The sequence below is a fragment of the Tenuifilum sp. genome (genome assembly GCF_037481895.1).
Taxonomy (GTDB): Bacteria; Bacteroidota; Bacteroidia; order Bacteroidales; family Tenuifilaceae; genus Tenuifilum; species Tenuifilum osseticum.
Map to the genome: position 1 here is coordinate 32,903 of NZ_JBBFKU010000007.1, position 26,290 is coordinate 59,192.

Here is a 26,290-nt window from a genome sequence, read left to right on the forward strand (position 1 = left end):
TTTGGTAAACAATTACAGGTTGTCGGTTGCATACCATTCGGCATACGATGTGGCAGTCTCATTAAGTTTTAGGTGATGTAGTGTTACATTGACCGGAAGATTAGCCTTTATAATTTCAGCAAAGTAGTGAATCATATTCTCACAGGTGGGTTGGAATGGCAGGGCCTCAATACGATTAAAACCGGCTTCCCTAAGCTTTGTATGCGTTGGGGTATTGGCCATTACGGCCACAGCATGGTCGAACCTATCAACTATTAGGGGGTTAACTATGCGTTTAAGGTCGCCAAAATCCATAACCATCCCCAGCTTTGGGTGCCCTTGTTTATCGATAGGCTCACCTATAACGGTAACCGCAAGTATGTAGGAATGACCGTGCATGTGTCGGCATAGGCCGTCGTAGCCCTCAAGGGCATGGGCCATCTCAAACCGAAACTCTTTGGTTAAACGGATTTTTGGCATGTTGGTATAATTCAAGATTCAAAATTCAAAATTCAAGATTCAAAATTCAAAAACATGCCTGGCTTAAAGGCGTTTAAGATTTTTGAGTCTGCTCCGCTTTACAGTTTAAAGGTTAAAAACATTGCTATTCACTAAGTTTACAATTCGTCGCCAGCTACTCTTGTCATCACAAATACCCCACAAACATCCTCGGAATCGTAGCTGTGACCCACAATCTTTTTTTCATGGGTGTAAGTACCCTCAAGCACATCAAGATTGTAATTCAGAATGGGAGTCCCATCGGGATGCATTACTTCCAGGCCTTTTAGAACAATAGTGTGACCCTGAATGTTACCCTCAACAATTTGCCTTACCATGAATGGTTCTTCATCCTCAATACACTCCTCGTACTCCAGGTATCCAACTATAAGATCACCTTTTTGCTCCAAAAAGGCAAAACCCTTATCGGTACCGCACTCAAACTCCTCAGTAAATGTCCATTTCCCTGTTAAGCTATCCATGTATAAAAAATTCAATTTTTACAAAGATAGTGAACGCTAACTCAAAGTCTTTGTTTATTGAGTAAATTTACGCAAATTGATGAACCATTTCAACTTTACTGTCATGAAGTTTATTGGAGCCCATGTAAGCGCGGCAGGTGGGGTTGAGAACGCCCCCGTAAATGCCCATAGTATAGGAGCTACAGCGTTTGCACTTTTTACAAAGAACCAACGCCAATGGGAAGCCCCGCCACTCACCCAGAAAAGCATTGATACTTTTAAAGCGAACTGTGAGAAGTATGGCTACACACCTGCACAAATTCTACCACACGATAGTTACCTTATTAACCTTGGTAACCCCGATAGGGATGCGCTTGAAAAATCGCGTAATGCATTTCTCGATGAAATGGTGCGTTGCCAGCAGCTTGGCCTCGATAGGCTTAACTTTCATCCGGGCAGCCATTTGAATAAAATTTCTGAAGAAGAGAGCCTTTTGCTCATTGCCGATTCAATTAATATGGCTTTAGAGCGCACACAGGGTGTAACGGCGGTAATTGAAAACACTTCGGGTCAGGGAAGTAACCTTGGCTACACCTTTGAGCAAATAAGGTTTATTATCGACCACGTTAACGACCAATCGCGCGTTGGGGTTTGCATTGACACATGCCATGCCTTTACGGCCGGGTACGATATATCGACACCCGAAGCTTTTGCCAAAACCTTTAGCCATTTCGATAGGGTGATTGGTTTTAAATTCCTTAAGGGCATTCACCTTAACGACACCAAAAAAGGGCTAGGTAGCCGTGTAGATCGCCATGAGAACATTGGCGATGGCCTTTTGGGAATTGAGCCTTTCCGGCTCATTATGACTGACCCACGCTTTAATGCAATCCCAATTATCCTTGAAACACCCGATGAGTCGCGCTGGGCTGAAGAAATTAAAATGCTTAAGGGATTTGTTAAAGGATAAAAGTTAAGGAAAGTGATTAAATGATAATAAAATTTTGGGTTTGACCGGGGTTGAAGAAATTAGTTATTTACAAATTGCTTATTTACCGATACTCCCTTTGGTACTCTTAACGGATAAATCAAACCTAAGATTTTAACTGGCAGCTACCAAATAACTCTTTAAAAAACACTTCCAATGCTTATTCCCACTGGAACAAACAGTATATCATCGGTTTCAGCTCCGGAAAAAGGGTACTCTACAAAAACTCTAAAACTTAGCTTCTTATTTAAGGATTGGAACCTGTAACCCAAAATGGGATACAAAATGTAGGGTTGAGTTGTTTTTCCTATGATTACTGTACCACCCAAACCTACCTCAAAAAAATGTTTGGAAAATCCTATATTGCATGTTACATGGTGAGGGATAGTTGTGTATTTATGCGGTTCCGGACATGGAGAATAGATACATATATTAAACTCCTCGTTGTACCCTACACCAAGTTTTGCAGATAAATGCAAATTCGGTTTTATGGAATAAATCCGTTCATAACTTAATGAAATCAATGAAGCATCACCAAGTATGCTTAGGTTGATACTTGATAAAGGACGCAACCTACAAGTATCATTGATTTCTTGTGCGCCAACATAGGTGTATGAAAAAAATAAGAGTATTACATAAAAATACCTTTTCATTTTAAAAGAGTTATTTGGATTGATATTTGACAGCATAAATATTTTATGGAAAAAAATAACACCCATGGTTATCGCATTTAACCATGGGTGTTAAAATATTCCTGTTTTAGTTACTCCACATACAAATTTCTATTTTTCGGGAACTTAACCTTGTAGGTTAAAATGAGTTCCTTAAACTGCCCTGCCGGTACTGTTAAATCCCATTTCACCTCTCCGGTTTCGGGATTTACCAATGCATTGCTTTGCTCAACAACAGTTACTTTAATTTCCTCGTTGGTCGATACGGGAACCTGATCGAGCACAGTTATCTGAATATCCTGATTCTTATTATTCTTTACAGTTATTTTCCAGCTACGGGTCTCCTCCTTGTAGGTACCAATCAGCTGCTTCTGAGTAAAATCTTTTACCTTTTCGCGCTTAACGGCTATAGATTTATCAACTCCTAACGATATTGGAAGGGTATCAAGCGCTGAGCGCGTGTCAATAAGCGTTGAACCAATGTAGGTATTTTCAAAGTAAACGTTTGCCTCAGCATCGAGCAGGTTGTATATTTCCCAGCTGGGTATATATGCCGATAGGTATGCTCCCTTTTCAACTTTGGGTACAGAATAGTACCTGTAAAATGCTGGAACCTCGTAGGTAAGTAATTTTACCTCCTGCGACTTATTTTCCGATGCTAACGTGAATGGTTTACTAACCTCAAATTCAACGTTGGTTGGCTTTTCAATAACTCCCATTTCACTTACAGCAGCAGCGGTTACTTTGGGTTTAGGTTGCGACTTTCTGTATACAGGTTGTTCAGTATCTGCATATGATACACCAGAGGCCATTACAACAACCTCTTCCAACCTAACCTCATCGGGTTCAAGAGTAACATCAATCCTGCCAGAGTTTACTGGTAATGTTTGGGTTTTATATCCCACAAAACTGTAGTTTAAAGTTCTGGAATCGGGTGGGATATTGATAGTGTAAAAACCGTCGGCGTTGGTAACGGTTCCAATGGTAGTTCCAGGAACAATTATGGTAACCCCAGGAATTGGCATACCGTCGGGATCGCGAACAAACCCCTCAACCCTGCTATTAGTTTTTGTGTACCGTGGGGGTTGTACCCCATAGTTCAGTACATAGGTTTTAAGTTTTGGGGCCACACCCGATACATTGGGCTCGGCATTGGATAATTTCAGATTTACGTTTTTCCAGTTCTCGGAAGTTTCCTGCCTAATATTGGCCTTGTAAACCAAACTTAACGGTTGGTTAAGGGCATTTGCCCTTATATCGTAACGGGGTAACCAACCAGCATTTTTTACAAGGTAGCTTACCTCAATGGGTACGCCATTCCTAATGCTTTCCGTTTCGAGCAATACATCAATTGTACCAGTGGGTAGTACAGGTTTGGAACTTATTGTTGAAATCTGCCGATTTACTTCGTCAATTTTTATTTCTAACTCACTCAGCTGGTCACTAAGTTCGAGGCTCTTGAAACGTAACTCCTTTAACCTCGTCCCATAGTAAGCTGATGCATCCTTGAGTATTTGAACCGGAACAGCTTCATTTTTGCCACTAATGGTTTTGTTTTCATTCAAAAAACTTATCTCCTCGTTTACTACGGCTATACTTGTATTTATTGACTTTCTCTGTGCCTCGAGTTCCTTTAACTTTTTATTTAGAATCTCAATCTCCTCATTCCTCTCCTTTTTTCCTATAAAGTTATTTGAATGGTTTACGCCTTCAATTGACACACCATCGGGGGTTTTAACAATAATCGTTTTAAAATCGATGTAGGGCGAAAGGCCTGTAAAGCTAATTTTTGTTCGTCCCTCAGGAAGGTTAACCTGTGCCTTACGGGTTACTGAGGCGGCATCGAGGTAAACAACCACATCGGTGATGTTTGAATTAACCTCAACGGCTTTTTGTGCTGAAATGGTATAAGGTAAAACCTGTAGCACTAACATTAAAATACCTGCTATTCGTTTCATAAATCATTTTTTAATTCAACGTAAGTTAACAAATTTTATTCCAACGAGCCAAAAAAATAGGCCAAGGATTGTCCCTGGCCTATAAGTATGAATTTGAAAGATGCTTTCTGTTACCAACCCAGCACGTAGGCAAAAATGAGTGGTGCCACAATGGTGGCATCGGACTCAATGATAAACTTTGGGGTATCGATATTGAGTTTTCCCCAGGTAATTTTCTCATTGGGTACTGCACCCGAGTAAGAGCCATAGCTGGTGGTTGAGTCGCTGATTTGGCAGAAGTAGCTCCAGAAAGGAACTCCGGTACGTTCAAGATCCTGATGTAGCATGGGAACCACACAAATTGGGAAATCGCCGGCAATACCTCCGCCTATCTGGAAGAAACCTATTCCCTCAGTACCAGCATTGTTGGTGTACCAGTCGGCAAGGAACATCATATACTCAATACCCGATTTTACAATTGAAGGCTTTAGCTCACCAGTAATGCAGTATGAGGCAAAAATGTTACCCATGGTTGAGTCCTCCCAACCCGGAACTACGATAGGTAAATTCTTTTCAGCTGCGGCTATCATCCAGGAATTCTTTGGGTCAATCTGGTAGTACTGCTCTAGTACACCGCTCTTTAGCATTTTGTACATATACTCGTGAGGGAAGTAACGTTCACCTTTATCCTGTGCCTCTTTCCAAACATCGAATAGGTGCGACTGTAGCCTGCGGAAGGCTTCCTCCTCAGGAATACAGGTATCGGTAACGCGGTTCAGGCCGTTTTGAAGCAACTCCCACTCCTGCTGTGGGGTAAGATCGCGATAGTGCGGTACGCGCTTGTAGTGGTTGTGGGCAACCAGGTTCATTAAATCCTCCTCAAGGTTAGCACCGGTACACGAAATGATCTGAACCTTATCCTGGCGTATCATTTCGGCTAAGCTGATACCAAGCTCAGCGGTACTCATGGCACCGGCCAGGGTAATCATCATCTTCTTGCCGCTCTCAATGTGAGCTTTGTATGCCTTTGCTGCATCAACCAGGGTTGCTGAGTTAAAGTGCAGGTAGTGCTTCTCAATAAACGAAGTTATAGGTTTACTGCTGTCCATTGCTAATAGTTTTATTGTTTAATACATTGATGGTATTCTATTTCACAGGAATTTTCTCAACCCTACGGGTATGACGGCCACCCTCGAACTTGGCGTCAAGAAAAGCCTTTACTATTTGTTTGGCCTCGCTAACGCTAACAAAGCGGGCAGGAATGGCACAAACATTAGCATCGTTATGCTGGCGGGCAAGGGTAGCAATTTCCGGTAACCAGCACAATGCCGACCGTACCCCCTGGTGCTTATTGGCTGTAATTGATACCCCGTTACCACTGCCACAAAGCAATATTCCTAGCTGGTAATCGCCCTTTTCAATGGCAGTTGCCAACGGATGAGCAAAATCAGGGTAATCAACGCTATCGTCGCTGTGTGTTCCAAAATCCCAAACATTATACCCCAGCTCAGCAAGATATTTCTTAAGCTCCTCCTTAGTTGAATATCCCGCATGATCCGACGCAATGGCAAGTGTAGGTTTACTCATATTTGTAACAGATTCAAGATTCTCTAAAAATACAACGTTTCGATTTCTGAATACTGAATTCCACTTAAATCATCCCAGCTAATCATTACCTTTGCAAAGATAAAGTGTTTTTATGTTTTAAGTACAATCATTTAGCTTTGCTTAAGCAATCGGATACCATGGCAGGAATTTACATACATGTTCCGTTTTGTAGGAAAAAATGCAACTATTGCGACTTTTACTCGGTGGGCGAAGCTAAAATGGATAACCATTTTACCGATTTTGTGCTTAAAGAGCTCAGCCTTAGGAACCCTTTAATAGCTGATAGAATAGTAAAAACCATTTACTTTGGAGGTGGTACACCATCGCTATTGCCTACTGGCAATATCAAGAGAATTATTTCCGGTTTAGGTGATTTTTTTGGAGTTGACCCCAATGCAGAAATTACCATTGAGGTAAACCCCGACGATGTTACCCTTGAGGTGGCTGAGCAATACCAAGCAATTGGCGTTAACAGGGTAAGCATTGGCATTCAATCGTTTAACAACGATGAGCTGATTTTTCTTGGCCGACGACACGATGTTGGTAAAGCAGTTGAGGCCATTCGTATATTTAGGAAAGCAGGTATTGCTAACATCAGCATCGATTTAATTTATGGGCTACCCCATTCAACGTTGAAAAGTTGGGAACACTCGTTAAATGTGGCATTTGGGTTAGATATTCAGCACCTATCGTGCTACCACCTTACCTACGAGGAGGGAACCCCGCTTACCCGAAGGGTAGCCAAGGGAACTGTAATGCCCCTTGATGAGGAGATGAGCAAGGCCCAGTTCGATTTGCTGCGTGAGATGTCCAAAAATAATGGTTTCATTCACTACGAAATATCGAACCTGGCAAAACCGGGCTATATCTCAAAACACAACAGCGGTTACTGGTTGGGCGAAGAATACCTTGGTTTAGGTCCATCGGCACACTCATTCAACAGGTCAATGCGATGGTGGAATCCATCGTCCATTACCGGTTGGGAAAAGGAGGTTGACTCAGCCAGTTTTCCTAAAAACTTGGAAGCAATCGATGAGGTTACCCGTTTCAATGAGCTACTCATTACCCGCCTACGGACTATGTGGGGTGTAAACCTTGAAGAGGTTGCGAATGGTTTTTCAACTGAAATATATAACCATCTTCGCAAAAAAATCATACCATTTACTGGGTCAGGTAAAATGGTAATGGAAAACAACATCCTTAAAATTCCACCCAGCCATTACTTTGTAAGCGATTCAATTGTGGCTGAATTACTTATGGTCTAAATTACTGGCCATTATTTGGAAAAATTATTGCAACCATTGAGTTGATATATTCGTTTTACTATATTGCGGGATTATTTAAAATTTTGAACTGATGAAAAAGATTTTAGCTTTAATCTTTCTTTCATTTACCCTAACAGCAAATTCGCAGCCTAAAAAAATTGCATTGCAGGCTAATGGCATGAAACCCGAAAAGGTTAACCCTGAAAAATTCTATGCCACCTCGCAGAATAACTTCCGCTTTAGTATCAGTATTGATGAACTCAGCTGGGATAAGCAACAGGCAATTACCGGAGAAACCTACACAAAGCTATGGTTTAAAAACTCTATGCCCGATGGTGGTATAGGTGAACCTGAACTGCCTGTTATTAAAAAGTTAATACGTATTCCGTTAGGCGCCTCGGTTTCGGCTAGGGTCAGCAAGTATACTACCGATGAAATTGAACTCACCGCAAAAGGCATTAGTAATCCATTGTTCCCTGTTCAGCCATCGGCACGCAAGGATCAGGATACGCTACAGCAGCCATTCCATGTAAAGCCAGAGGCTTACCGCAAATCATCGTTTCAGATTGTTAAGCCCGATGTTTCCGTTGAAATTCTTGGTAACCTTAGGGGTTACACCATTGCTCGCCTTACGGTGCGACCTATTGACTACAATCCCTACAAACAAAAAATCAGGATATTTAATGATATTGATGTTGATGTGACAGTTCAAGGGGGCATCACAAAAAGCTCTCCCGCTTCCGATCCTTTCTATTCGCCCTACTTCGATGTGGTTTACAAATCGATGTTAAACGCCGGGGGCGCTATTTACGATACCCATCCCGACCTAACCCGATACCCGGTTAGTATGCTCATTGTGTCGCACCGAATGTTCCAAACTGCATTACAGCCATTTGTGGAGTGGAAAACCCAAAAGGGTTTTAGTGTAACAGTAAAGTATACCGACGAGATTGGCGCAACCTCCGAAGCCATAAAAACATACATACAGAGCGTTTACAGCTCAGCTTCACTTGAAAATCCTGCACCAACCTTTCTGGTAATTGTGGGTGATGTCGATCAGGTTCCCGCATCGGCAACCGGTTCACAATCGGGTAAGCTGACCGACCTATACTACGCCAGTGTTGATGGCGATAAGTTCCCGGAAATGTACTACGGCCGCCTGTCGGCCACTAGCGAGGCTGAGCTTACGGCCATTATCAACAAGATTCTTTACTACGAAAGGTTTCAGTTTGCCGATGCATCATACCTGAACAAATCCACGTTGATAGCAGGTGCCGATGCATCCTGGAACCCGGCTATAGCTCAACCCACCATAAAGTATGCAACAGCAACCCATTTCAAACCCTCAAGTGGATGGAGTAACATTTACGAGTATGGGGTTACAAACGATCCTAATAATCCCTCAGCATTAGCGGGCTATACAGGATGTTACGATCCTGAAAGGATTGCCGTAGGGTTCATAAACTATACCGCTCACTGTGGCGAAACCGAATGGCAAAATCCAGCGCTTACCATTAGCGCTGTAGAAACATTCACTAATAACCAGCAGTACCCATTTGTAATAGCAAACTGTTGCCTGTCGGGTAATTTTGGTTACTCTGAGTCAGTTGGTGAGGCATGGCTCCGTAAAGCAAACGGCGGTGCTGTTACCTACATTGGTTCATCGCCCAATAGCTACTGGAAGGAGGATATGTACTGGGCGGTTGGCGCTTTCCCCATGCGCGGCGATAACAATGGATACGTTCCCAGCTTTGAGGAATCCACAACCGGTGGCTACGATGCTCCATTTATTAGTGCCTATACCACCGCTGGGGCTATAATGTTTTGCGGCAACCTTGCCGTTACCCAAGCTGAACTAAACGACTACACCCGCCAAGTCAACTCGACCTACTACTGGGAAGCGTACAATATACTTGGTGACCCCTCACTTACCCCATACTTTAAAGTGCCGGAAACCAATCAGATAACCTTCCCTACTGCTGTGGCTGTTGGGATTAACTCAATTACCGTTGGTGCCAAAGCTAACACCTACGTTTCGCTTACTGCCAACGGTCAAATTATTGGAACAAATTTTTTTGACACCGACAACGTAAACGACATTGCTGTTCCCGTTTTAACGGAGCCAGGAAAGATTGTAATTACAGCAACTCGTCCGCTAACCCAACCCTTTATTGATACCATTCAAGTTTTTTCAGCCGACAATGCCTACCTAACCCTATCGACCAGTGAAATAGACGACTCTGAAGCAAATGGCAACTCTGTTGCCGATTATGGCGAAAACATCAAGGTAAACCTACTGGTGAAAAATGTTGGCAAAACCAATGCAACAAATATTGGCGCAAAAATTTCAGCAGGTACAGGCCTAATTTCGCTTACATCAGCCGACTCAATTGGAATTGGTAGTATAGATGCCGAGTCGGAAAAATGGATAAATGCAGCATATACATTCAGCATTCCCTCCAATATCACCGACAAGTACACACAGGTTTTTCCAATTACCTTCACCTCAACCGAAGGATCATGGACATCGAATTTAAGGATAACAGCTGCCGCTCCTAAAATAGTTTTTAACGGATACGCTGTAGTTGATACATTAATGGGCAACTCAAATTCCAAGGTTGACAGGAACGAGGTGGTTGACCTAAAATTTGAATTCCAAAATAAGGGAGGTTCTGCTATTCCCGATTTCTCGGCACAGGCAACCATTCCCGATTCAATTCTCAACGCGGTAAGTGTCAACTTTGAACCCATTTCAAACCGAACCATTCAGCCTAACGAAAAAGCAATTCTTACCCTGCGGGTAAGCACATCACCAAACCTAACCCACGATACAATCCCCATTGACATAGACTATAACTCCGTTAACTATAGCATTGCCTCGGATCAGTTTACCAGCAAGGTACCAGTCTTACTTTTTGGAACTACCAAAATGACTAATGGTACCGTTAAAACCTGTGGGACTATTTTTACCGACACCGGTGGCGAGGCCGCCAACTACACTAACGGCGAGAACTATACATTAACTTTTGAAACCCTAAGCGATATTCAGCGATATAGTGTTGAGTTTACATCGTTTAACACCGAAAAGGGTTACGATTACCTCCATATTTACGATGGTGCTGGCATTACCTCAAATGCCATTGCTGGCAGCCCGTTTAATGGCAATACTGGTCCCGCACCCTTTTATACAAGCGGAAACAGTGTTACATTCCGTTTCACATCCGATGGCTCAACAACGGCCTCAGGGTGGAAGGCAAAGCTGGAATGTTTTACCCCACAGCTGTTGCCCAAGTGTATTGAAAACCCAAAACCCGGGAATAATGAGCTAAACGTTGAATATAATCGGTTATCGTGGGGGGTTACCTCCGATGCCCTTTTCTACGATGTTTACATAGGAACCAACCCCGATTCTTTAGTTCTACTAAAAAGGGTTACCGAGGCATATGTTGATATTCCGCTCATGCCGCAAACCAATTACTACTGGCGTGTAATGCCCGGCAACCATTTGGGTTTATGCGATAAACCCTGCGAGGTATGGAATTTTACTACAGCTTCAGTGATTGGAAAGGTATTAATGACCAACTCCACCGTTGAAGTGGACAGCCTATGGTTCTACGACTCTGGCGGACCTACCTCGAATTATGGTAATAACGAGAATTACACAATTACCTTCAAGCCAAGGAATAACGGTCAAAAGGTAAAGGTTCAATTCACGGAGTTTGATGTGGAGTCGCACTCAACTTGTAGCTATGATTATCTGATAGTATATGATGGTCCCAACACTTTCAGCCCACAAATTGATAAATTCTGTGGAGAAAATATGCCACCAGTATATACATCGACGAGCGCAAACGGCGAGTTGACATTCAAGTTTGTCTCCGATTTGAACACGGTTGGAACAGGATGGAAGGCAAAGATTACAACTACAGGTGCCATTAACACTTATCCAGTAACATTTAATGTTAAAAACAATGGTAGTGCAATACCTGGCGCAGCAGTAAGTACTGCAAATGGAATTAAATTTACATCGAGTTCGGGTTCGGTTAACTTCAGTCTACCCAACGGAACATACAGCTACACAGTAAGAGCCAATGGTTATGAACCAGTCTCGGGTTCCACCCAAATTGAGGGCTCCGCTAAAACAATTGATGTTAATTTGACCAAACACGATACCATTCAACTACTGGTGCGTTCTGCCCTTGACCTAGCCGCCATACCGCTAGCCAAAATACTGGTTAACAACCAAACCTACTACACATCGAACCTTGGAATGGCAACCATTTTTATCCCTGCAGGGGATTATACGTTTAACCTCACCGCTGATGGTTACTATGCAAAGGATACAATCATAACAGTTCAAGCAGGTGGTGGCAACCACAATATAAACCTATTGCCGGTTAGCTACAATGTACAGTTTACCATCTCCGATATAAACGGCAACAAAATTCCTAATGCCAAGGTATTTGTTGATACCCTTTTAGGTGAAACCAATAGCGAAGGATTAGCCTCATTCACCCTTAGCAGAGGATTAAAAACCGTAAGCATTCAAAAGGAGAGTTTTGTTAGTACCGATTTTTGGATGGTACTAAGTTCCGATAGCTCTGTAAATGTTTTCCTGACTCCCGTTTACGGCGATGTTCATCAGGTTATGTTTAGTATAACCGGAACCGGGCCAAAAGGGAATTGGCCGCTGGATAACGCCTTAGTTAAAATATATAACGGTACCCAGCTTTACCAGCAAGGTAAAACCCATAATGGTGTTGCAACACTTTACCTGCCCAATGGAAACTACTCATACGAGGTGAGCCTGGAAGGGTACCAGAGCACTGAACAGACTGAATTCACAGTAAACAGTAACCCCATCGAAATTCCAGTTCTGCTAAACCAGCTAACCTATAGCATCACCTTTGATGTACAAAGCGGGGGTAGCCCTGTTGCCAATGCAACCGTAAAAATAAACGGTTATTCCGACCAGCTTACCGACGCCAATGGCTTAACTACCTTTAGCCAAGTTGGATACGAAAAGGGGTTACAGTTTAGCGTATTACACCCCAACTACTACAGTATTTCCGGAACCCTAGATGCTACAAAGTCAGAAACCATTAGTGTAAACCTCACCCCAACCTCAACCGATATTGTTGACCCCGACAAGAACTTATCAATGTACCCCAATCCGGCAACAAGCCACATCAGGATTGAGGCAAATGAGACAATTGAATCTGTATCCATAGTTTCAATAAACGGAACATTAATGCATTGGGAACAAATCAACAATAACAGGCACACCATCAACCTAAACTTGCCAACAGGAGTTTACGTGGTAAGGTTTAAAATGGGTAACGGTAGGTTATACTATAGAAAGCTAATGGTACACTAACCATATCAACCAACATTGTTAATAAGTATGGGCATAAAAACATGCCCATTTCTTTTTATATGACCGAAATATTTTTACATTTGGCACAAATCAATGTGTTTAGTAAGTGTTAAGGTTTTTCAGGTTTTTCTCGTTACACAAATTTGCTCTGGCATTATCATTGGTTGCCATAACCACGCTATCGGTTTTGGTTTGGCAATTAGCCCAAAGTATCGACCGGCAGAACATTCAAACAATCAGTGCCGACCTTCGGTCAGCAAACAATGATGTAATCAGGGATATTGAGCGTAGTTTCTGGGACATTAAGCTAGCCGATTACCAAAACGGCGATGATAACGAAATTATTTTTGGGAAGAACATTAACCTGGAGGAATCAACCCTTTTCAACCTGGACAATAACACGCTTTTTGGCACCAATGTGCTTTTACTCCATAACAACAGGTTTTACGCTAAGGCGCTGTTCAAAACTAGTACCCACGAATTTGAGTATTGGTATCCAATTGCTAGAACTTTTAACCTTTACAACGCCTTAACCGGAAAACGGTTAGCATTTCTAACTGATAATGAAAATGCCCTACTTCGCCAGCCATTAACCCTTGCCCGGGCAAAAAACCTAACAGGCGATAAAACGGCATTAATAGTAGCGGAAGGAGTTAAAAGCTATAGCTGGGTTTTGCTTATTTTACCAGTGCTGCTGTTGGTTGTGGCTATAGCTGTAATTTACTCACTATTAAAAAGGTCGAACTATCGCTTTTCAGGTACTAATTCCTCCGGTAAAACAGTACATAATAATGCCCGGGAAGTGCTAACTCAAATCAATCTAAAATCGGCACTTAACAACTCACGCGTTGCGCTTAGGGTTATGGATACCAGCTTTAGGGTGATATTCCAGAACCGGGAGTACGAAAAGCTTACCTCGGTTACGCTCAGTAAACCAAACCACCCATTATGCCACGAAATGTTCGGAAGCATTTATTGCCACACTGACGAGTGCCCCGTCCGGAGTATCCTAAATGGAGCCCAAGAGGTTAAACGCGAAGAGACAAGATTTCTACCTACCGGCAAAAAAATTCTAGTAGAGCTGCATGCCTACCCGTTAAAGGACGATTATGGCAACACCGTTGCGGTTGCCGAGGAGATTAAAGATATCACCGGAGTCCACTATACCGAGGAAATACTCCGACAAACCGAGAATCAGTTTACAGTATTTATCGACTCCTTACCCTTTGGGGTATTCATTGAGGATGGAATTACCCACGAAATTGTTTACCAAAACTTTTACCTCAAGCAGCTTACCTGTAATACTGGTTTCAAGGAGTTCATCAAGGGGGCTGAGATAATTGGCGTGGATGCCGATAACAATGTTACTGAGTTCCAGCTCATGGACTCCTCCGGAATAATGCGGTATTTCAATCTCCACCAGTTCAAATTCCTTGGTGTAAACAACAGTTTAAAGATAGGTGGACTGTTTGTTGATAATACCCGCAAAAAAGAGATTGAGCATTACCGCGATGTGCTATCCAAGGCAATTGAGTTTACTCCGGTTAGTATTGCTATCCTATCACCCTACTTTGAGTTTGAGTTCATCAATCCGAACTTTACTGAGATTACTGGCTTAACCATAGAGAACCTTTTTAGCAAAAGCATTTCCGATATCAACCTTGAATATAATGGCGGCAAGCATATTCAAAAGGCCCTCGATTCCGTTGGGGCTGGCAAAACCTGGCAGGGTGAACTACAGCTAAATGGCAAGAATAGGGAGCGGATTTGGGTAAGCGCCTCGTTTACCCCGGTAATGTTTGAATCGAAACTTCAGCATATCCTTGTAATACTTGAGAATATTACTCGCCGTAAGGAATACGAAAAGGAACTAATACTTGCCAAAAACAAGGCTGAGGAATCGGATAGGATTAAAACCACATTCCTGAACAACATCTCGCACGAGATAAGAACTCCGCTTAACGCTATTATTGGATTCTCATCGGTTTTAACCGACCCACACTTAGGCCAATTTGAGCGTAGCGGCTTTTCCGATTTAATATACAAGAACTCACAGGAACTGCTTCAAATCATTGAGAACCTGCTGGAAATATCGCAGATTGAAGCAGGCGATATCAAGATAAGCAAGACCGAGTTCTCTGTTAACGCCCTGATGAACGAGTTATACAGCACGTTTGAGGAGCAGGAAAGAGGGAGTTCGCGTATTAAGCTGAGCCTGCGTAAGGAAATTTTCCAGGACGACCTGGTTGTGCTTAGCGATCCGTCCCGAATAAAACAGGTTTTAAAGCACCTGCTTTCAAACTCGTTCAAGTTTACCACCAATGGTTTTGTTGAGTTTGGTTACAGGCTTAAGGATGAGAATAACCTCTTATTCTACGTTGTTGATAGCGGCATTGGCATTGAACCCGACAAAATGGATTTGATTTTTAATCCCTTCCGCCAGGCCGATAGCTCAAGCACCCGCAGGCATGGTGGTCTGGGCTTAGGCCTTGCCATATCCAAGCATGTGGTGGAAAAGATGGGCGGGAAGATATGGATTAACAGCACGCCCGGCTCGGGAACAAGCGTCTTCTTCTCCATTCCCTTTATTCCGGTTAAACTTAAGTTTGAAAACGTAAATACTGGAAACGGGTTAAAGGAGTTTAACTGGGACGGCAAAACCATTCTGATTGCCGACGATATTGATGCCAACTTTGTATTCTTTAAGGCAGCACTTCAGAAAACAAAAGCCAACCTGATTTGGGCACGTAATGGCCTTGAGGCCCTAAATTACGTTCGCAAGGGAGAGCCCGTTAACCTAATACTAATGGACCTGGTAATGCCCGAGATGGATGGCTTTGAGGCAACCCGTATCATAAAATCAATAAACCAAAAGCTACCGGTTGTAGGCCAAACCGCCTACCCTGAAACCATATCGAGCAATAAGCTTGCCGAGTGTGGCTTTGATACCGTTCTGGAAAAACCCATACGCACCAACCAAATGCTCATGGAAATTGATAGGTTTTTGGTGAACTAATAATGATGGGGCTGAATGATTTGGAATGATTCGGAATGATTCGGAATGTTTGAATGTGTGTGAATTTGAGTACATTTATACAAAGAGGATATTGAATATTTTAAGAGGAAATTCTTCAATTGACAAATCTCAATTCAACATAATAGTAATAAGCTGCATTGGTTGTCAAAATCTTTCTAAATTACAGCATGCTACATGAATCTCTATTACTACTGTTCGCCTAAAGTTTAAAGAATTAATATAACATGATTAGTCTATCCCCTAAGAGGAATAGCAAATATTGGGCTTGGGTTATTATATTTCATTACTTTCGGCGAAACTAAATCATATTACCGCGAAGCGGTTAAACAGTTGTAATAGAATAGAAAATAGAATACTTTTAACTCCTCGTAAAGGATATTGATTTTTAACCGAACAGTAGTGATTAAAGTAAAAACTCCCCTCACAATGGACATTCTTATTATCATAATCGGACTTTTCATGGCTGCCCTTGGTTTTCTGGCTAAAGCCTACCCTAACCTGATTGCGGGCTATAATACCATGCCCAGGGATAAAAAGAAAAATGTCGACATTGAGGGTTTGTCAACTCTCATACGCAACGGGCTTGCCATTACAGGGCTTGCCATTATTGGTAGCTACTTTGTTTTTAAGTGGTCGGGCTTTACTACTGTTGCTAACCTGATGATAGTTATTGTAACCCTTGCAGGAGTTACTACTATTGCCGTTAAGACGCAGCGCTTTGACCATAACAAAAGCAAATCAAAACTTCACATCCTGGTTCTTGGTGCAGCAATCATCTTTGTAGCGAGCTTGCTCACCTATGGTTTCATTCCCACAAAGGTAATTTATGGCAATAATTCCGTTAGGTTTAGCGGTATGTATGGCATTACAGTAAATATCGATGAAGTTGCAAGCGTTGAACTTACTAATGCCATCCCAGAAATAAAACTACGCACCAACGGCTTTAGCGTTGGAACAGTGAATAAAGGCACTTTTATTGTTGAAAGTATTGGCAAATGCCGACTGCTGCTTAACTCGGGCAGTAAGCCTTACATAGTTCTCACAAAAACCAGTGGCGAGGTTTGTATAATCAACCTGAAATGCAGCTCCCAAACTCACGATGCCTACCAAAGCATTGTAAAACTTGTATCGCAGGGGAAAAGGTAATTATCCTAGGCACTAACCTCTTCAAAGCTTTATCTGTTCCAGGTAAGTGGGTTGTGGCGCATACCAATTGATTCACAAAAACCCGATTACAACATCCGTTAACACAAAATTATTGGCTTGGGTTTAAGTGATATGACCCCTTTGGGTGTATATCATGAAACAAACCTACTAAAGCCTATGATACGATATATTTGTTCTTTAATGTTGATGTTAACCATATCGGCAGGTCTTTATGCACAGCGTACCCTAACGGGTATTGTTGTTGATGCTGAGAATGGTGAACCCCTGCCGGGGGCAACCGTTGTAGTTGATGGAACAACCCGGGGCACATCAACCGATTTTGAGGGTAAGTTTTCCATTGAGCTTGGTGAAAACGAGATGTTCCTGATGGTTAGCTTTGTGGGTTACGACAAAAAGCGGGTGAATGTGGGTAACCAAGCCACAATTCGTATTGAGCTCAACAGGGAATCGACCGTACTGCAGGATGTAATTGTAACCGCAATAGGGATAAAGGCCGAGAAAAAGGCGTTGGGCTACGCCGCACAGGATGTAAAGGGCGATGAGCTTAGTACCACCAACCAGTCGAACATTGTAAACGCGCTTAGCTCAAAAATTGCCGGTATAAGCGTAACCAGCTCATCGGGAACACCTGGTGCATCGGCCGATATTGTGATACGTGGACGCTCGTCGCTGCGCGCCGATGGTAACTCGCCGCTCTTTGTGGTTGATGGCGTACCCATTGACAACGATTATGCCGGAAGCGCCGTTTACGATTACTCCAACCGCGCCATTGACCTAAACTCCGACGATATCGAATCGGTTTCGGTTCTGAAGGGTGCAGCAGCATCTGCACTCTACGGTATTCGGGCTGCCAATGGAGCAATGATCATCACCACTAAATCGGGTAAAGGAAAGGGTATCCGCAGGAATATCACCTTTAAATCAACACTGGGTTTCGATAGGGTTAACAAGCTCCCCGAAAAACAGTACCGCTACGCACAGGGTACAAATGGCAGCTACTCCAGTACAACCAATTTTAGCTGGGGTCCGCTGATTGACACCCTCCGCTACGATGGCGATATCAACTACCCGTACGATAAAAACGGACGAATTGTAGGCATGAGCGACCCATCAGCAACCGATAAGAGGGTAATTCCCTACAAAAACATCGACGATTTCTTTGAAACTGCCGTAAACAGCAACACCTACCTTAGCATAAGCGGAGGAACCGATAATGGTAGCTACCTGTTCTCAATGGGTTACCTCAACCAGAATGGTGTTGTTCCCCTAACCAGCTTTGAACGGTTAAACTTTAAGCTCTCGGGCGATACAAAGCTATCGGACAAGCTAAAAATTTCCGGTTCAGCCAACTACTCCAATTCACAGGGTAGCTATGCGCAAAAGGGGAGTAACCTATCGGCAGTTATGGTTGGTCTTATGCGATGCACGCCAACCTTTGATCTCACTAACGGCTCCAGTGATCCCGTTAACGACCCCAGTGCATATATGTTCCCCGATGGAACCCAACGCAATTACTACTCAAAGTACGATAACCCTTACTGGTCAGTAAATAAGAACCGCTCCAGCGATGAGGTTAACCGTATTATTGGCAACAGCCAGATTGACTACCAGATTTTACCATGGCTTAGCGCCATGTACAGGGCTGGTATCGACTTTTACTCGGAGCAGCGCAACTCATTCTTCGACAATAACTCCAACGACGTTACCAACGGCTACGTAACCGCCAGCCTTTATAATTTCAACAGCTTTAACTCCGACTTTATACTTACAGCCGAAAAGGATATCACAAACGATCTCAAGCTAAATGTTCTGCTTGGCCATAACTACTACAACAAATACACCTACCTGAACTCGCAGCGCGGCGATTCGCTTATTCTTCCAAACTTTTACGACCTTTCGAACACCGCTGTGGTTACTGGCGACGATTACATCACCCGTTACAGGATTGTTGGCGCTTACTACGATATCAGGTTGTCGTACAAAAACTACCTGTACCTGAATACCACTGGCCGAAACGACTGGTCGTCGACCTTGGCTAAGGGAAAAAACTCGTTCTTTTACCCCGCTGTTAATGGTAGCTTCATCTTCACAGAGGCATTTAACCTGAAAAATAAAATTTTTAGCTTCGGTAAGGTTCGGGCATCGTGGGCACAGGTGGGTAACGATGCTCCTATCTACTCACTACAGAACTACTACTCGGCCATAAGCGGAGGTATAAACGGACAAACCGCCTTTGCCACCCAGCGAACCATTGGGAATAACAACCTCAAACCCGAAGAGACCCGTTCGTGGGAGGTTGGTGTTGACCTGAAATTTTTGGATAATCGCCTGGGGTTAGATATGGCCTACTACAGCTCTACAACCGACGGGCAAATAGTTGAAGTCCCTGTGCCCTACTCCAGCGGTTACGACCGTATGGTGCTAAATGCTGGTATAATCACTAACAGGGGTGTTGAGGCGCAACTTTACGCAACTCCGCTTAAGATGGACAAGTTTACCTGGGATATGCAGGTTAACTTTACCCGAAATAGGAACATAGTTGAGGATTTACCTGAAGGTATTCCTTTGCTCGAGTTCCAGAATACCGGATTGAGTAGCACCCGGTCAGTTGCCATTAAGGGTGAACCCTATGGGGTTCTGTACGGAACCCGTTACCTCCGTAACGACAAGGGTCAAATCCTGGTTAGTAACGATGGTTACCCGCTGGTTGACCCCGTTCCGGGAATAGTAGGCAATCCAAACCCTGATTTTACCATGGGTATCCGAAATACTTTCACCTACAAGGGAATTACTCTCACCGCTCTTGTTGACATTAAAAAGGGAGGCGATGTGTATAATGGCACCAAAAATGTAATGCGCTACCTTGGCACCCACAAGGAAACCGAGAATAGGGATGAACTTTACGTTTTCCCCGGTGTAAATGTAAATACCGGCGAGCCAAATACGGTGGCAGTAAAGCGTAATTTTGATTACTATAGTCGTCTTGGAACAATGGCAGGACTTTCCGAAGCCGGCGTTGAAGATGGTTCGTATATACGTTTACGTGAAATTGCCATTAACTACAGCTTGCCCACAAAATGGTTGAACAGAACCCCCATTAAAGGTTTAATGGTGGGCATTAGCGGACGAAATCTACTGCTTTTCACAAAATACTCTGGCATTGACCCCGAAACAAACCTTTCGGGTACATCAAACAGCCTTGGTCGCGACTACTTTAACATGCCAAACACCAAGGGAGTAGAGTTTAACATTCAGGTTAACTTTTAATACCCAAGCGCTATGAAAAAGGTAAATAAAACAATAAAAATCACTGCAATTGCTACACTAATGCTAATGGTATCGTGCGAGATTAGCGAAGTGAATGTTAATCCCAATAGTCCAACACAAGTACCCGAGAACGTAATACTACCATTCGCCGAGGAAAGCATTGCCCGGTTAATGGCTGGCTCAGGCCAGGTAATGTCAGGTATTTTTGTGCAGTACTACGAGGGTATCGATAACCACCCCCGACAGGTGCAGCAGTATGTTGTAAACGAGGCTCTTTACGTTGAATGGGACTGGAACGATTACTACGATGGGCCCATGATTAATCTGAAGAAAATGATTGATGTAGCCAAGGGTAACGGTAACTTTTACTACGTTGGCATTGGGAATACCCTATTAGCCCTTTGCCTAGGAAATGTCACATCACTTTGGGGCGATATTCCTTACTCCGAAGCCCTTGATGGGGCCAACAACAAATCGCCCAAATTCGACCCTCAAAAAAGCATCTATGAAGCCATTCAAACACTACTCGATACAGCAATTGTAAACTTCAATAAATCATACAACGGTCGTAAACCTACAACCGACGACATACTATTTGGTGGAGATATTGCCAAATGGAAAAAAGCAGCATACGCCCTTAAAGCAAGGTATTACATGCACCTTACCAAGCGAGCAGCTGAACTCGATTTTAACCCAGCACAGAAAGCGCTTGAGGCTTGCCAGAATGCCATATCATCAAGCAGCGACGACATGCTATTCCCTTATGGTTACTCCGCCTCGGAGTACAATCCATTCTACTCATTTACTCGCTTAGGTTATATAATACCAAACATTTCATTTACTTCACTTTTAAGCGCCCTGAACGACCCCCGCAAGGATTTCTACTACAAGAAAAAGTTTGGATTGGCAAACCTTGAAAACAGCTACTATACTTCGCCCAACTCGCCTGTTTTTATGATTACCTACCACGAACTTAAATTCATTGAAGCCGAAGCCCGACTCAGGCTCGATGAAAACGATCCTCTTGCACAAACGGCCCTCCAGGATGCCACAAGAGCTAACCTTACCAAGATTTGCGGCGATGCGGTGCCACAGGCAACCATTGATAGCTACGTTACTGCAAATGCAAACCTTACAGGCGATTTTGAAAATAAACTGAAAACCATAATCAGGCAGAAGTACATTGCCATGTTTGCCTCCATTGAAAGCTGGACCGACTACCGCAGAACTGGCTATCCAGTTCTTACTCCAAACCCAAATGGCGATAATCCACAAAATCCGGGTGGAGCAATTCCACGGAGGTTAGCATACCCTCAAACCGAACGACTTTACAATAAAAATTTCCCTACTCCTCTTCCTACCTTGCAGGATAGATTCTGGTGGGACGAGTAGATTTTTTTCATTGGCGTTATGTTTGTTAAAAACGGCTCCCATAGGAGCCGTTTTTTTAGTAGCCCGGATTTTGGTCGGCAGGTGTAATTTGAGGATTATAAAGAATTTCTGTTTGGGGTATTGGGAAAAGCGTTTGGTTTACTGAGGTAATACCAGGTATTTTTACAAGAGCCCTGTTGGTTCTAACCAAATCGAACCAACGCTTGCCCTCAAAGGCAAATTCTAGCTGTTTTTCATTCTCCAGGATAGGCCAAAGCTTTCCTAGTGCAGTTGCCGAATCGATAGGGTTAAGACCTGCTCGTTGTCGAATTGTATTTATATCGTTAAGTATGGTATTGAAGTGGGCTACAGAATCGGTAAAGTAAAGCGCTTCGGCTCTGATGAAGTAAAGCTCAGCATTGCGTAAAACGGTAACGTTGTTTGCTCCGGTAGAAAGGTTTGGGTATTTTTTTGTATAGGAAATGATCCCAGAGCTTGTTGAAAGCGACTCGGCAATCCACCTCTTACGTTTATCGCTTGGTGCTATTAAGCTTACCAAATCCGATTTAGGAGCATTCTCGTATCTTCCACCTAGCTGGTTTGGGAAATGGTATTCTGCCAACCGATTATTATCGCTCGGTATGAATGGTATGTAGAAAACTATTTCGGCACTTGGCTCCGTATATGAACCGAATAGCTTGCTGTAATCCGATTCCAGGTATGGGTTTTCCAACAAACATTCATTAGCATACTGCAAGGCATGTGGATAATCGGCCAGAGTTAAATAGACCAGAGCTTTCAGCGCTCTTGCCGAACGAACCGTAGCCCACTGAGGCTGAATATTTTGAATTGATATTTCAGCGGAATCAAGGTCTGAAATAATTTGCTGATAAACACTACCAATGGGAGATCGTGGAAGAAAATTAGAGGGATCGTTTTTGGTTGTGGGTTTAAGCTTAAGCGGCACAGCACCATACAGGCGAACAAGGTTAAAGTAGTGCAGAGCCCTTAAAAATAGAAGCTGACCTACGATGTCGTTCTTTTCCGTTTCGTTTAAAAAATTAACGTCTTGAATTCCTTCAAGGATGTAGTTTGCCCTGTTAATTGCAGTGTAAATATCCTCCCAAACCCCTTCTACAATAATATTATCAGGGGTCAAATTATTCTCATCAAGGGCAATTAGCTCAATTTTTGTTCCCTTTGCCACGCTATTGTCCGAGAGCAAATCGCCTGCAATGATAAAACTACGACCGTAGTAATGCTGAAGCTGGAGGGCATCGTAGCAACCGGTTAGGGCTGCATAAAGGTTTTCGCGGGTTGTAAAAACCTCATCGGAGGCAACATAGTTCTTCGGCTTAATATCGAGCCAATCGTCGCAGGCTATAAACGGTATGAGCAATATGAATATTAGAATTTTGCGCATACTCCCAGTATTAAAGTTTTAGGTTGTGGACAGGTAAAGAAATCGGTGCCCATCACTATAGAGTTTTCACCGTTGTAGTTCACTTCTGGGTCCATACCGCTGTAGCGGGTCCATGTTAACAGGTTCTTCCCGGCAATGTAAAACTGCAAACCAGCAAATGCAGTTTTCCTAATCACTTTTTGGTTAACTGTATATGTTAACTTGATGCTCTTCAGCCTTACAAATGAACCATCCTCAACAAACCTCGATGAAATGAGTTTGTTATACGTTGATGCTTTAGGTATATCGGTAATATCGCCGGGTTGCCTCCAACGCCGAAGTACTGCTGTGGTTTGATTGGATTTGGATAGCGTTTCGGTGTACATTCGGGTTGCATTGAAAATCTCATTACCCAGGGAATAGAAAATGTTAAAGTTAATGCTAAACGAACGGTATGTAAGTTGACTTGTAAGAGCGCCAAACAGGTCAGGGAATGGGGATCCAATCCGTGTTTTATCAAAATCGTTGATTATACCATCGCCGTTCAAATCTTTGTAAATCATCATTCCATCGGCCGGATTCACACCAAGAGCCTTGTAGCCGTAAAAAAACGATAGGGGTTGTCCCTCTTCAATACTACTGGAGGCTCGCCCAATATTCCTTATAGGTTGGTTTTGGTATAGGCTTACTACTTCGTTCCTGTTCATGGTTAGTGTAAATCCAACGTTCCAGGAAAGTGGCTCAGTGAGCAAATCGGCATTTAAATCAAGCTCAAAACCGCTATTTCGCATTTTTCCTATATTGGAAATGATATAGCTGAACCCGGTAGAGGTAGGGTAAGGCAAACGGTAAAGCAAATCGAATGTATTTTTTACATAGTAATCGGCTGAAAGATGAACCCTATTCAACCAGTCGACCCGAATACCAGCATTAAACTGATGGGTGGACTCCCACTTTAAATTGGGGTTGGCAATTTGAGCAGGTCGTAATCCAGCTGAGCCGCCATAGTTTGATCCTGGGGCGAATAGGTCGAGTGCCCGGAAGTCGCTGATTTGGTCGTTTCCGGTAAGGCCATAACTCAACGTTAACTTAACTCTTGGGAATAGGGTGTGTTTGGGGTAAAAGGGTTCGTCATATGCATTCCAAAGGAATGCAATAGCCGGGAAATTCCCAAAACGGTTACTCTCGCCAAACTTGGATGATCCGTCGCGCCGGAAGTTAAATGTAACCATATACCTGTTCAGGTACAGAAATTTCAAACGTGAAAATACCGAAAGGTTCAGCGCATCCACTTCCCGTGAGCTGGCCTGAACCGGTATTGCGCCACCCTGTAAAAACTCTATGCTATTACCGGGGAAACTTTGCGACCTTAAGTAACTACCATGCTCCATGTATCGCTCAGTGCTTACACCACCCAAAACCTCAAGGTTCTCAGTTTTCCATTTCTTAGTAAAATTAGCATACGATGAATAGTAAAACGTAATAACATTGCTGGTTGCCTCAATTCCAAGTCCATCGTACTTTGCTCCTTGTCGGGTTTGTTTTGGGGCAAAGGTTTGTTCATTCAGGTTATAGTAATCAATACCCCCTTGAGCGTTTATTTGAAAATTGCTGCTTGGTTTATACGTTAATGTCAGGTTTGAAATATTCCTATGCGATTTGGCAAGGTTTTTTTCCTCCTTTGCTATCGAAATGGGGTTTGCATAGGGACCATCGTTATTGAATGTACCATCGGGGTTATAAACGGGGTAAATGGGTGGCATTGATATGGCGTTGGGCAAGGGCCCATTAAGCGATTGGTCGCCCTCAACCCTATTGTTAGTTGAAAAGCTGAAACCATTACCCACCTGCAGCTTTAACTTTTGGTTTATGCTATAGTCGTAGTTAACCCTGAACCCGTAGCGACTAAAGTCACTACCTAAAACAATTCCATCCTGGTTATAGTAGTTACCGCTCACGTAGTATGACGAGTTGTTGTCGCCTCCCCTGAACGATAGCTGAAGGCTGTATGTTGGAGCAACGCGAAATACTTCATCGAGCCATCGGGTATCAATCTTATTGTTTTGTATAAAATCATCGGAATAAACTGGGGGCTCGCCCCGTTGAATGGCTTCCTCGTTAATCATATTCATCCACTGGGTGGCATTTAGCATGTTGAGCTTCCGGTTGGCCTGTTGAAGCCCAAAGTAGGAATCAACTGATATGCTGTTGGCACTTGCTTGCCCCCTTTTTGTAGCAACCAGCACTACCCCATTTGAAGCTCGGGTGCCATATAGCGCGCTCGATGATGCATCTTTTAAAACTGTAATCGATTCAATGTCGTTAACCGGAATATCGGAAATGGCATCAATGGTTTGCCCGCTAAAATCGAGCTGCGAGTAGTTTCCAGTAATTACGGGAACCCCATCAATCACAAAAAGAGGCGAGTTGCCTGCTGAAATGGATGTAATTCCCCGAATATTCATTTTTACCGATGAGCCGGGTGTTCCTGCATTATTTTGAATTAGTACTCCGGTTAGATTTGTTTGGAATGCACCCATTACCGAGGCATCGTTTACCTGTGAAAAACGTTGGGGATCAACTACCGATACTGATCCCGTTAAAAGGTTTCGTTGTTCACTTCCAAAAGCCACAACCACAATTTCTCCAATTGGGTTTAGCATTGGTTTTAACCATAGCTTTACAAGGGTATCAGTGGTTACCTGGTAATTCAAAGGATGGTATCCTATACACGAAAAGTTTAACGTTTGCCCATACTTAACGGCTAGGGAGAATTGACCTGCCGAATCGGTATAGGTTCCTTTCATATCGCTGGTAATAACATTTGCTCCAGCAATAAAATCGCCTGTGGAAAAATCTACAACTGTTCCCCTTAGCGTAAATGGGGGCATTAGCCGTAAAGGTTTTAGTACAACTGTATTGTTAATTATTTCAACACTACACTCAATGGTTTTCCCAAGCAAATTAAATACATCGGCTGCTGCTTTTTTGCGTGCCGAGAAAGTAACTATTGTATCGACATTTAAGTCCGATGAAGAGAATGCAAACTTATAACCGGTTTGAGATGATATATCCTTTAAAATGTCGCCCAGCTTCTGGTCTTTAAATGAAAAACTATATACCGCTACATCCTGAGCGCAAAGTGTGTAAAAAAATAACAAAATTGCTAAAGTCGATAGAATTGGCCTCATGCTACAGGATTAGTTTACCGAAAAAATTCCATGAAATGTATCAAAAAAAAAGAATCTAAACAACACTAAAC

The 26,290-nt window shown here is 43.0% G+C and carries 15 protein-coding genes; 7 read left to right on the forward strand and 8 right to left on the reverse strand.

What is annotated here, in order from left to right:
* Positions 1-12: 12 nt before the first annotated feature.
* The gene (locus tag WHS63_RS03325; protein ID WP_445199859.1) at positions 13-459 is read right to left on the reverse strand and encodes a 6-pyruvoyl trahydropterin synthase family protein; all 447 of its coding nucleotides are present in this window, start codon (positions 457-459) and stop codon (positions 13-15) included.
* 137 nt (positions 460-596) lie between these two features.
* On the reverse strand, positions 597-959 hold the full coding sequence (locus WHS63_RS03330; protein ID WP_445203882.1) for a hypothetical protein: 363 nt from the start codon (positions 957-959) through the stop codon (positions 597-599).
* 103 nt (positions 960-1,062) lie between these two features.
* Here WHS63_RS03330 and nfo point away from each other — a divergent pair, with 103 nt between their 5' ends.
* Entirely contained in the window at positions 1,063-1,908 is an 846-nt protein-coding gene (nfo, locus tag WHS63_RS03335) for a deoxyribonuclease IV (RefSeq protein WP_445203883.1), read from the forward strand.
* A 158-nt stretch (positions 1,909-2,066) separates the two neighbouring features.
* Here the strand turns inward: nfo and WHS63_RS03340 are convergent, their stop codons facing one another.
* The 4 genes from WHS63_RS03340 to rpiB all read right to left on the reverse strand — a co-directional run bounded on the left by WHS63_RS03340 (position 2,067) and on the right by rpiB (position 6,121).
* On the reverse strand, positions 2,067-2,645 hold the full coding sequence (locus WHS63_RS03340; protein ID WP_445203884.1) for a hypothetical protein: 579 nt from the start codon (positions 2,643-2,645) through the stop codon (positions 2,067-2,069).
* A gap of 44 nt (positions 2,646-2,689) precedes the next feature.
* Positions 2,690-4,555: a mucoidy inhibitor MuiA family protein gene (locus WHS63_RS03345; RefSeq protein ID WP_445203885.1), complete on the reverse strand. Its 1,866-nt coding sequence runs from the start codon at positions 4,553-4,555 to the stop codon at positions 2,690-2,692.
* A 110-nt stretch (positions 4,556-4,665) separates the two neighbouring features.
* Complete coding sequence (locus WHS63_RS03350; protein ID WP_445203886.1) at positions 4,666-5,643, reverse strand: deoxyhypusine synthase family protein; 978 nt, start codon at positions 5,641-5,643, stop codon at positions 4,666-4,668.
* A gap of 37 nt (positions 5,644-5,680) precedes the next feature.
* Positions 5,681-6,121 carry a ribose 5-phosphate isomerase B gene (gene rpiB / locus WHS63_RS03355; RefSeq protein ID WP_369490900.1) on the reverse strand — a complete coding sequence of 147 codons (441 nt, stop codon included), beginning with the start codon at positions 6,119-6,121 and terminating at the stop codon, positions 5,681-5,683.
* A 137-nt stretch (positions 6,122-6,258) separates the two neighbouring features.
* Here rpiB and hemW point away from each other — a divergent pair, with 137 nt between their 5' ends.
* The 6 genes from hemW (at position 6,259) to WHS63_RS03385 (ending at position 21,647) form a co-directional block, all read left to right on the forward strand.
* Positions 6,259-7,407: a radical SAM family heme chaperone HemW gene (gene hemW / locus WHS63_RS03360; RefSeq protein WP_445203887.1), complete on the forward strand. Its 1,149-nt coding sequence runs from the start codon at positions 6,259-6,261 to the stop codon at positions 7,405-7,407.
* Between the two features lie 91 nt (positions 7,408-7,498).
* A complete protein-coding gene (locus tag WHS63_RS03365; protein ID WP_445203888.1) occupies positions 7,499-12,784 on the forward strand; it encodes a C25 family cysteine peptidase in 5,286 nt (1,761 codons plus the stop codon).
* Positions 12,785-12,890: 106 nt separating this feature from the next.
* On the forward strand, positions 12,891-15,800 hold the full coding sequence (locus WHS63_RS03370) for an ATP-binding protein (protein WP_445203889.1): 2,910 nt from the start codon (positions 12,891-12,893) through the stop codon (positions 15,798-15,800).
* A gap of 447 nt (positions 15,801-16,247) precedes the next feature.
* Complete coding sequence (locus WHS63_RS03375) at positions 16,248-16,967, forward strand: DUF3784 domain-containing protein (protein WP_445203890.1); 720 nt, start codon at positions 16,248-16,250, stop codon at positions 16,965-16,967.
* A gap of 177 nt (positions 16,968-17,144) precedes the next feature.
* Positions 17,145-20,255: a SusC/RagA family TonB-linked outer membrane protein gene (locus tag WHS63_RS03380; RefSeq protein WP_445203891.1), complete on the forward strand. Its 3,111-nt coding sequence runs from the start codon at positions 17,145-17,147 to the stop codon at positions 20,253-20,255.
* Positions 20,256-20,267: 12 nt separating this feature from the next.
* Complete coding sequence (locus tag WHS63_RS03385) at positions 20,268-21,647, forward strand: SusD/RagB family nutrient-binding outer membrane lipoprotein (protein WP_445203892.1); 1,380 nt, start codon at positions 20,268-20,270, stop codon at positions 21,645-21,647.
* A 55-nt stretch (positions 21,648-21,702) separates the two neighbouring features.
* On the opposite strand, the gene WHS63_RS03390 is transcribed toward WHS63_RS03385, so the two are convergent.
* Positions 21,703-23,049, reverse strand: coding sequence for a RagB/SusD family nutrient uptake outer membrane protein (locus tag WHS63_RS03390; protein WP_445203893.1), 1,347 nt, complete (start codon positions 23,047-23,049; stop codon positions 21,703-21,705).
* Positions 23,034-26,219, reverse strand: coding sequence for a SusC/RagA family TonB-linked outer membrane protein (locus WHS63_RS03395; protein WP_445203894.1), 3,186 nt, complete (start codon positions 26,217-26,219; stop codon positions 23,034-23,036). The genes WHS63_RS03390 and WHS63_RS03395 overlap by 16 nt, the downstream gene beginning before the upstream one ends.
* Between the last annotated feature and the right edge of the window lie 71 nt (positions 26,220-26,290).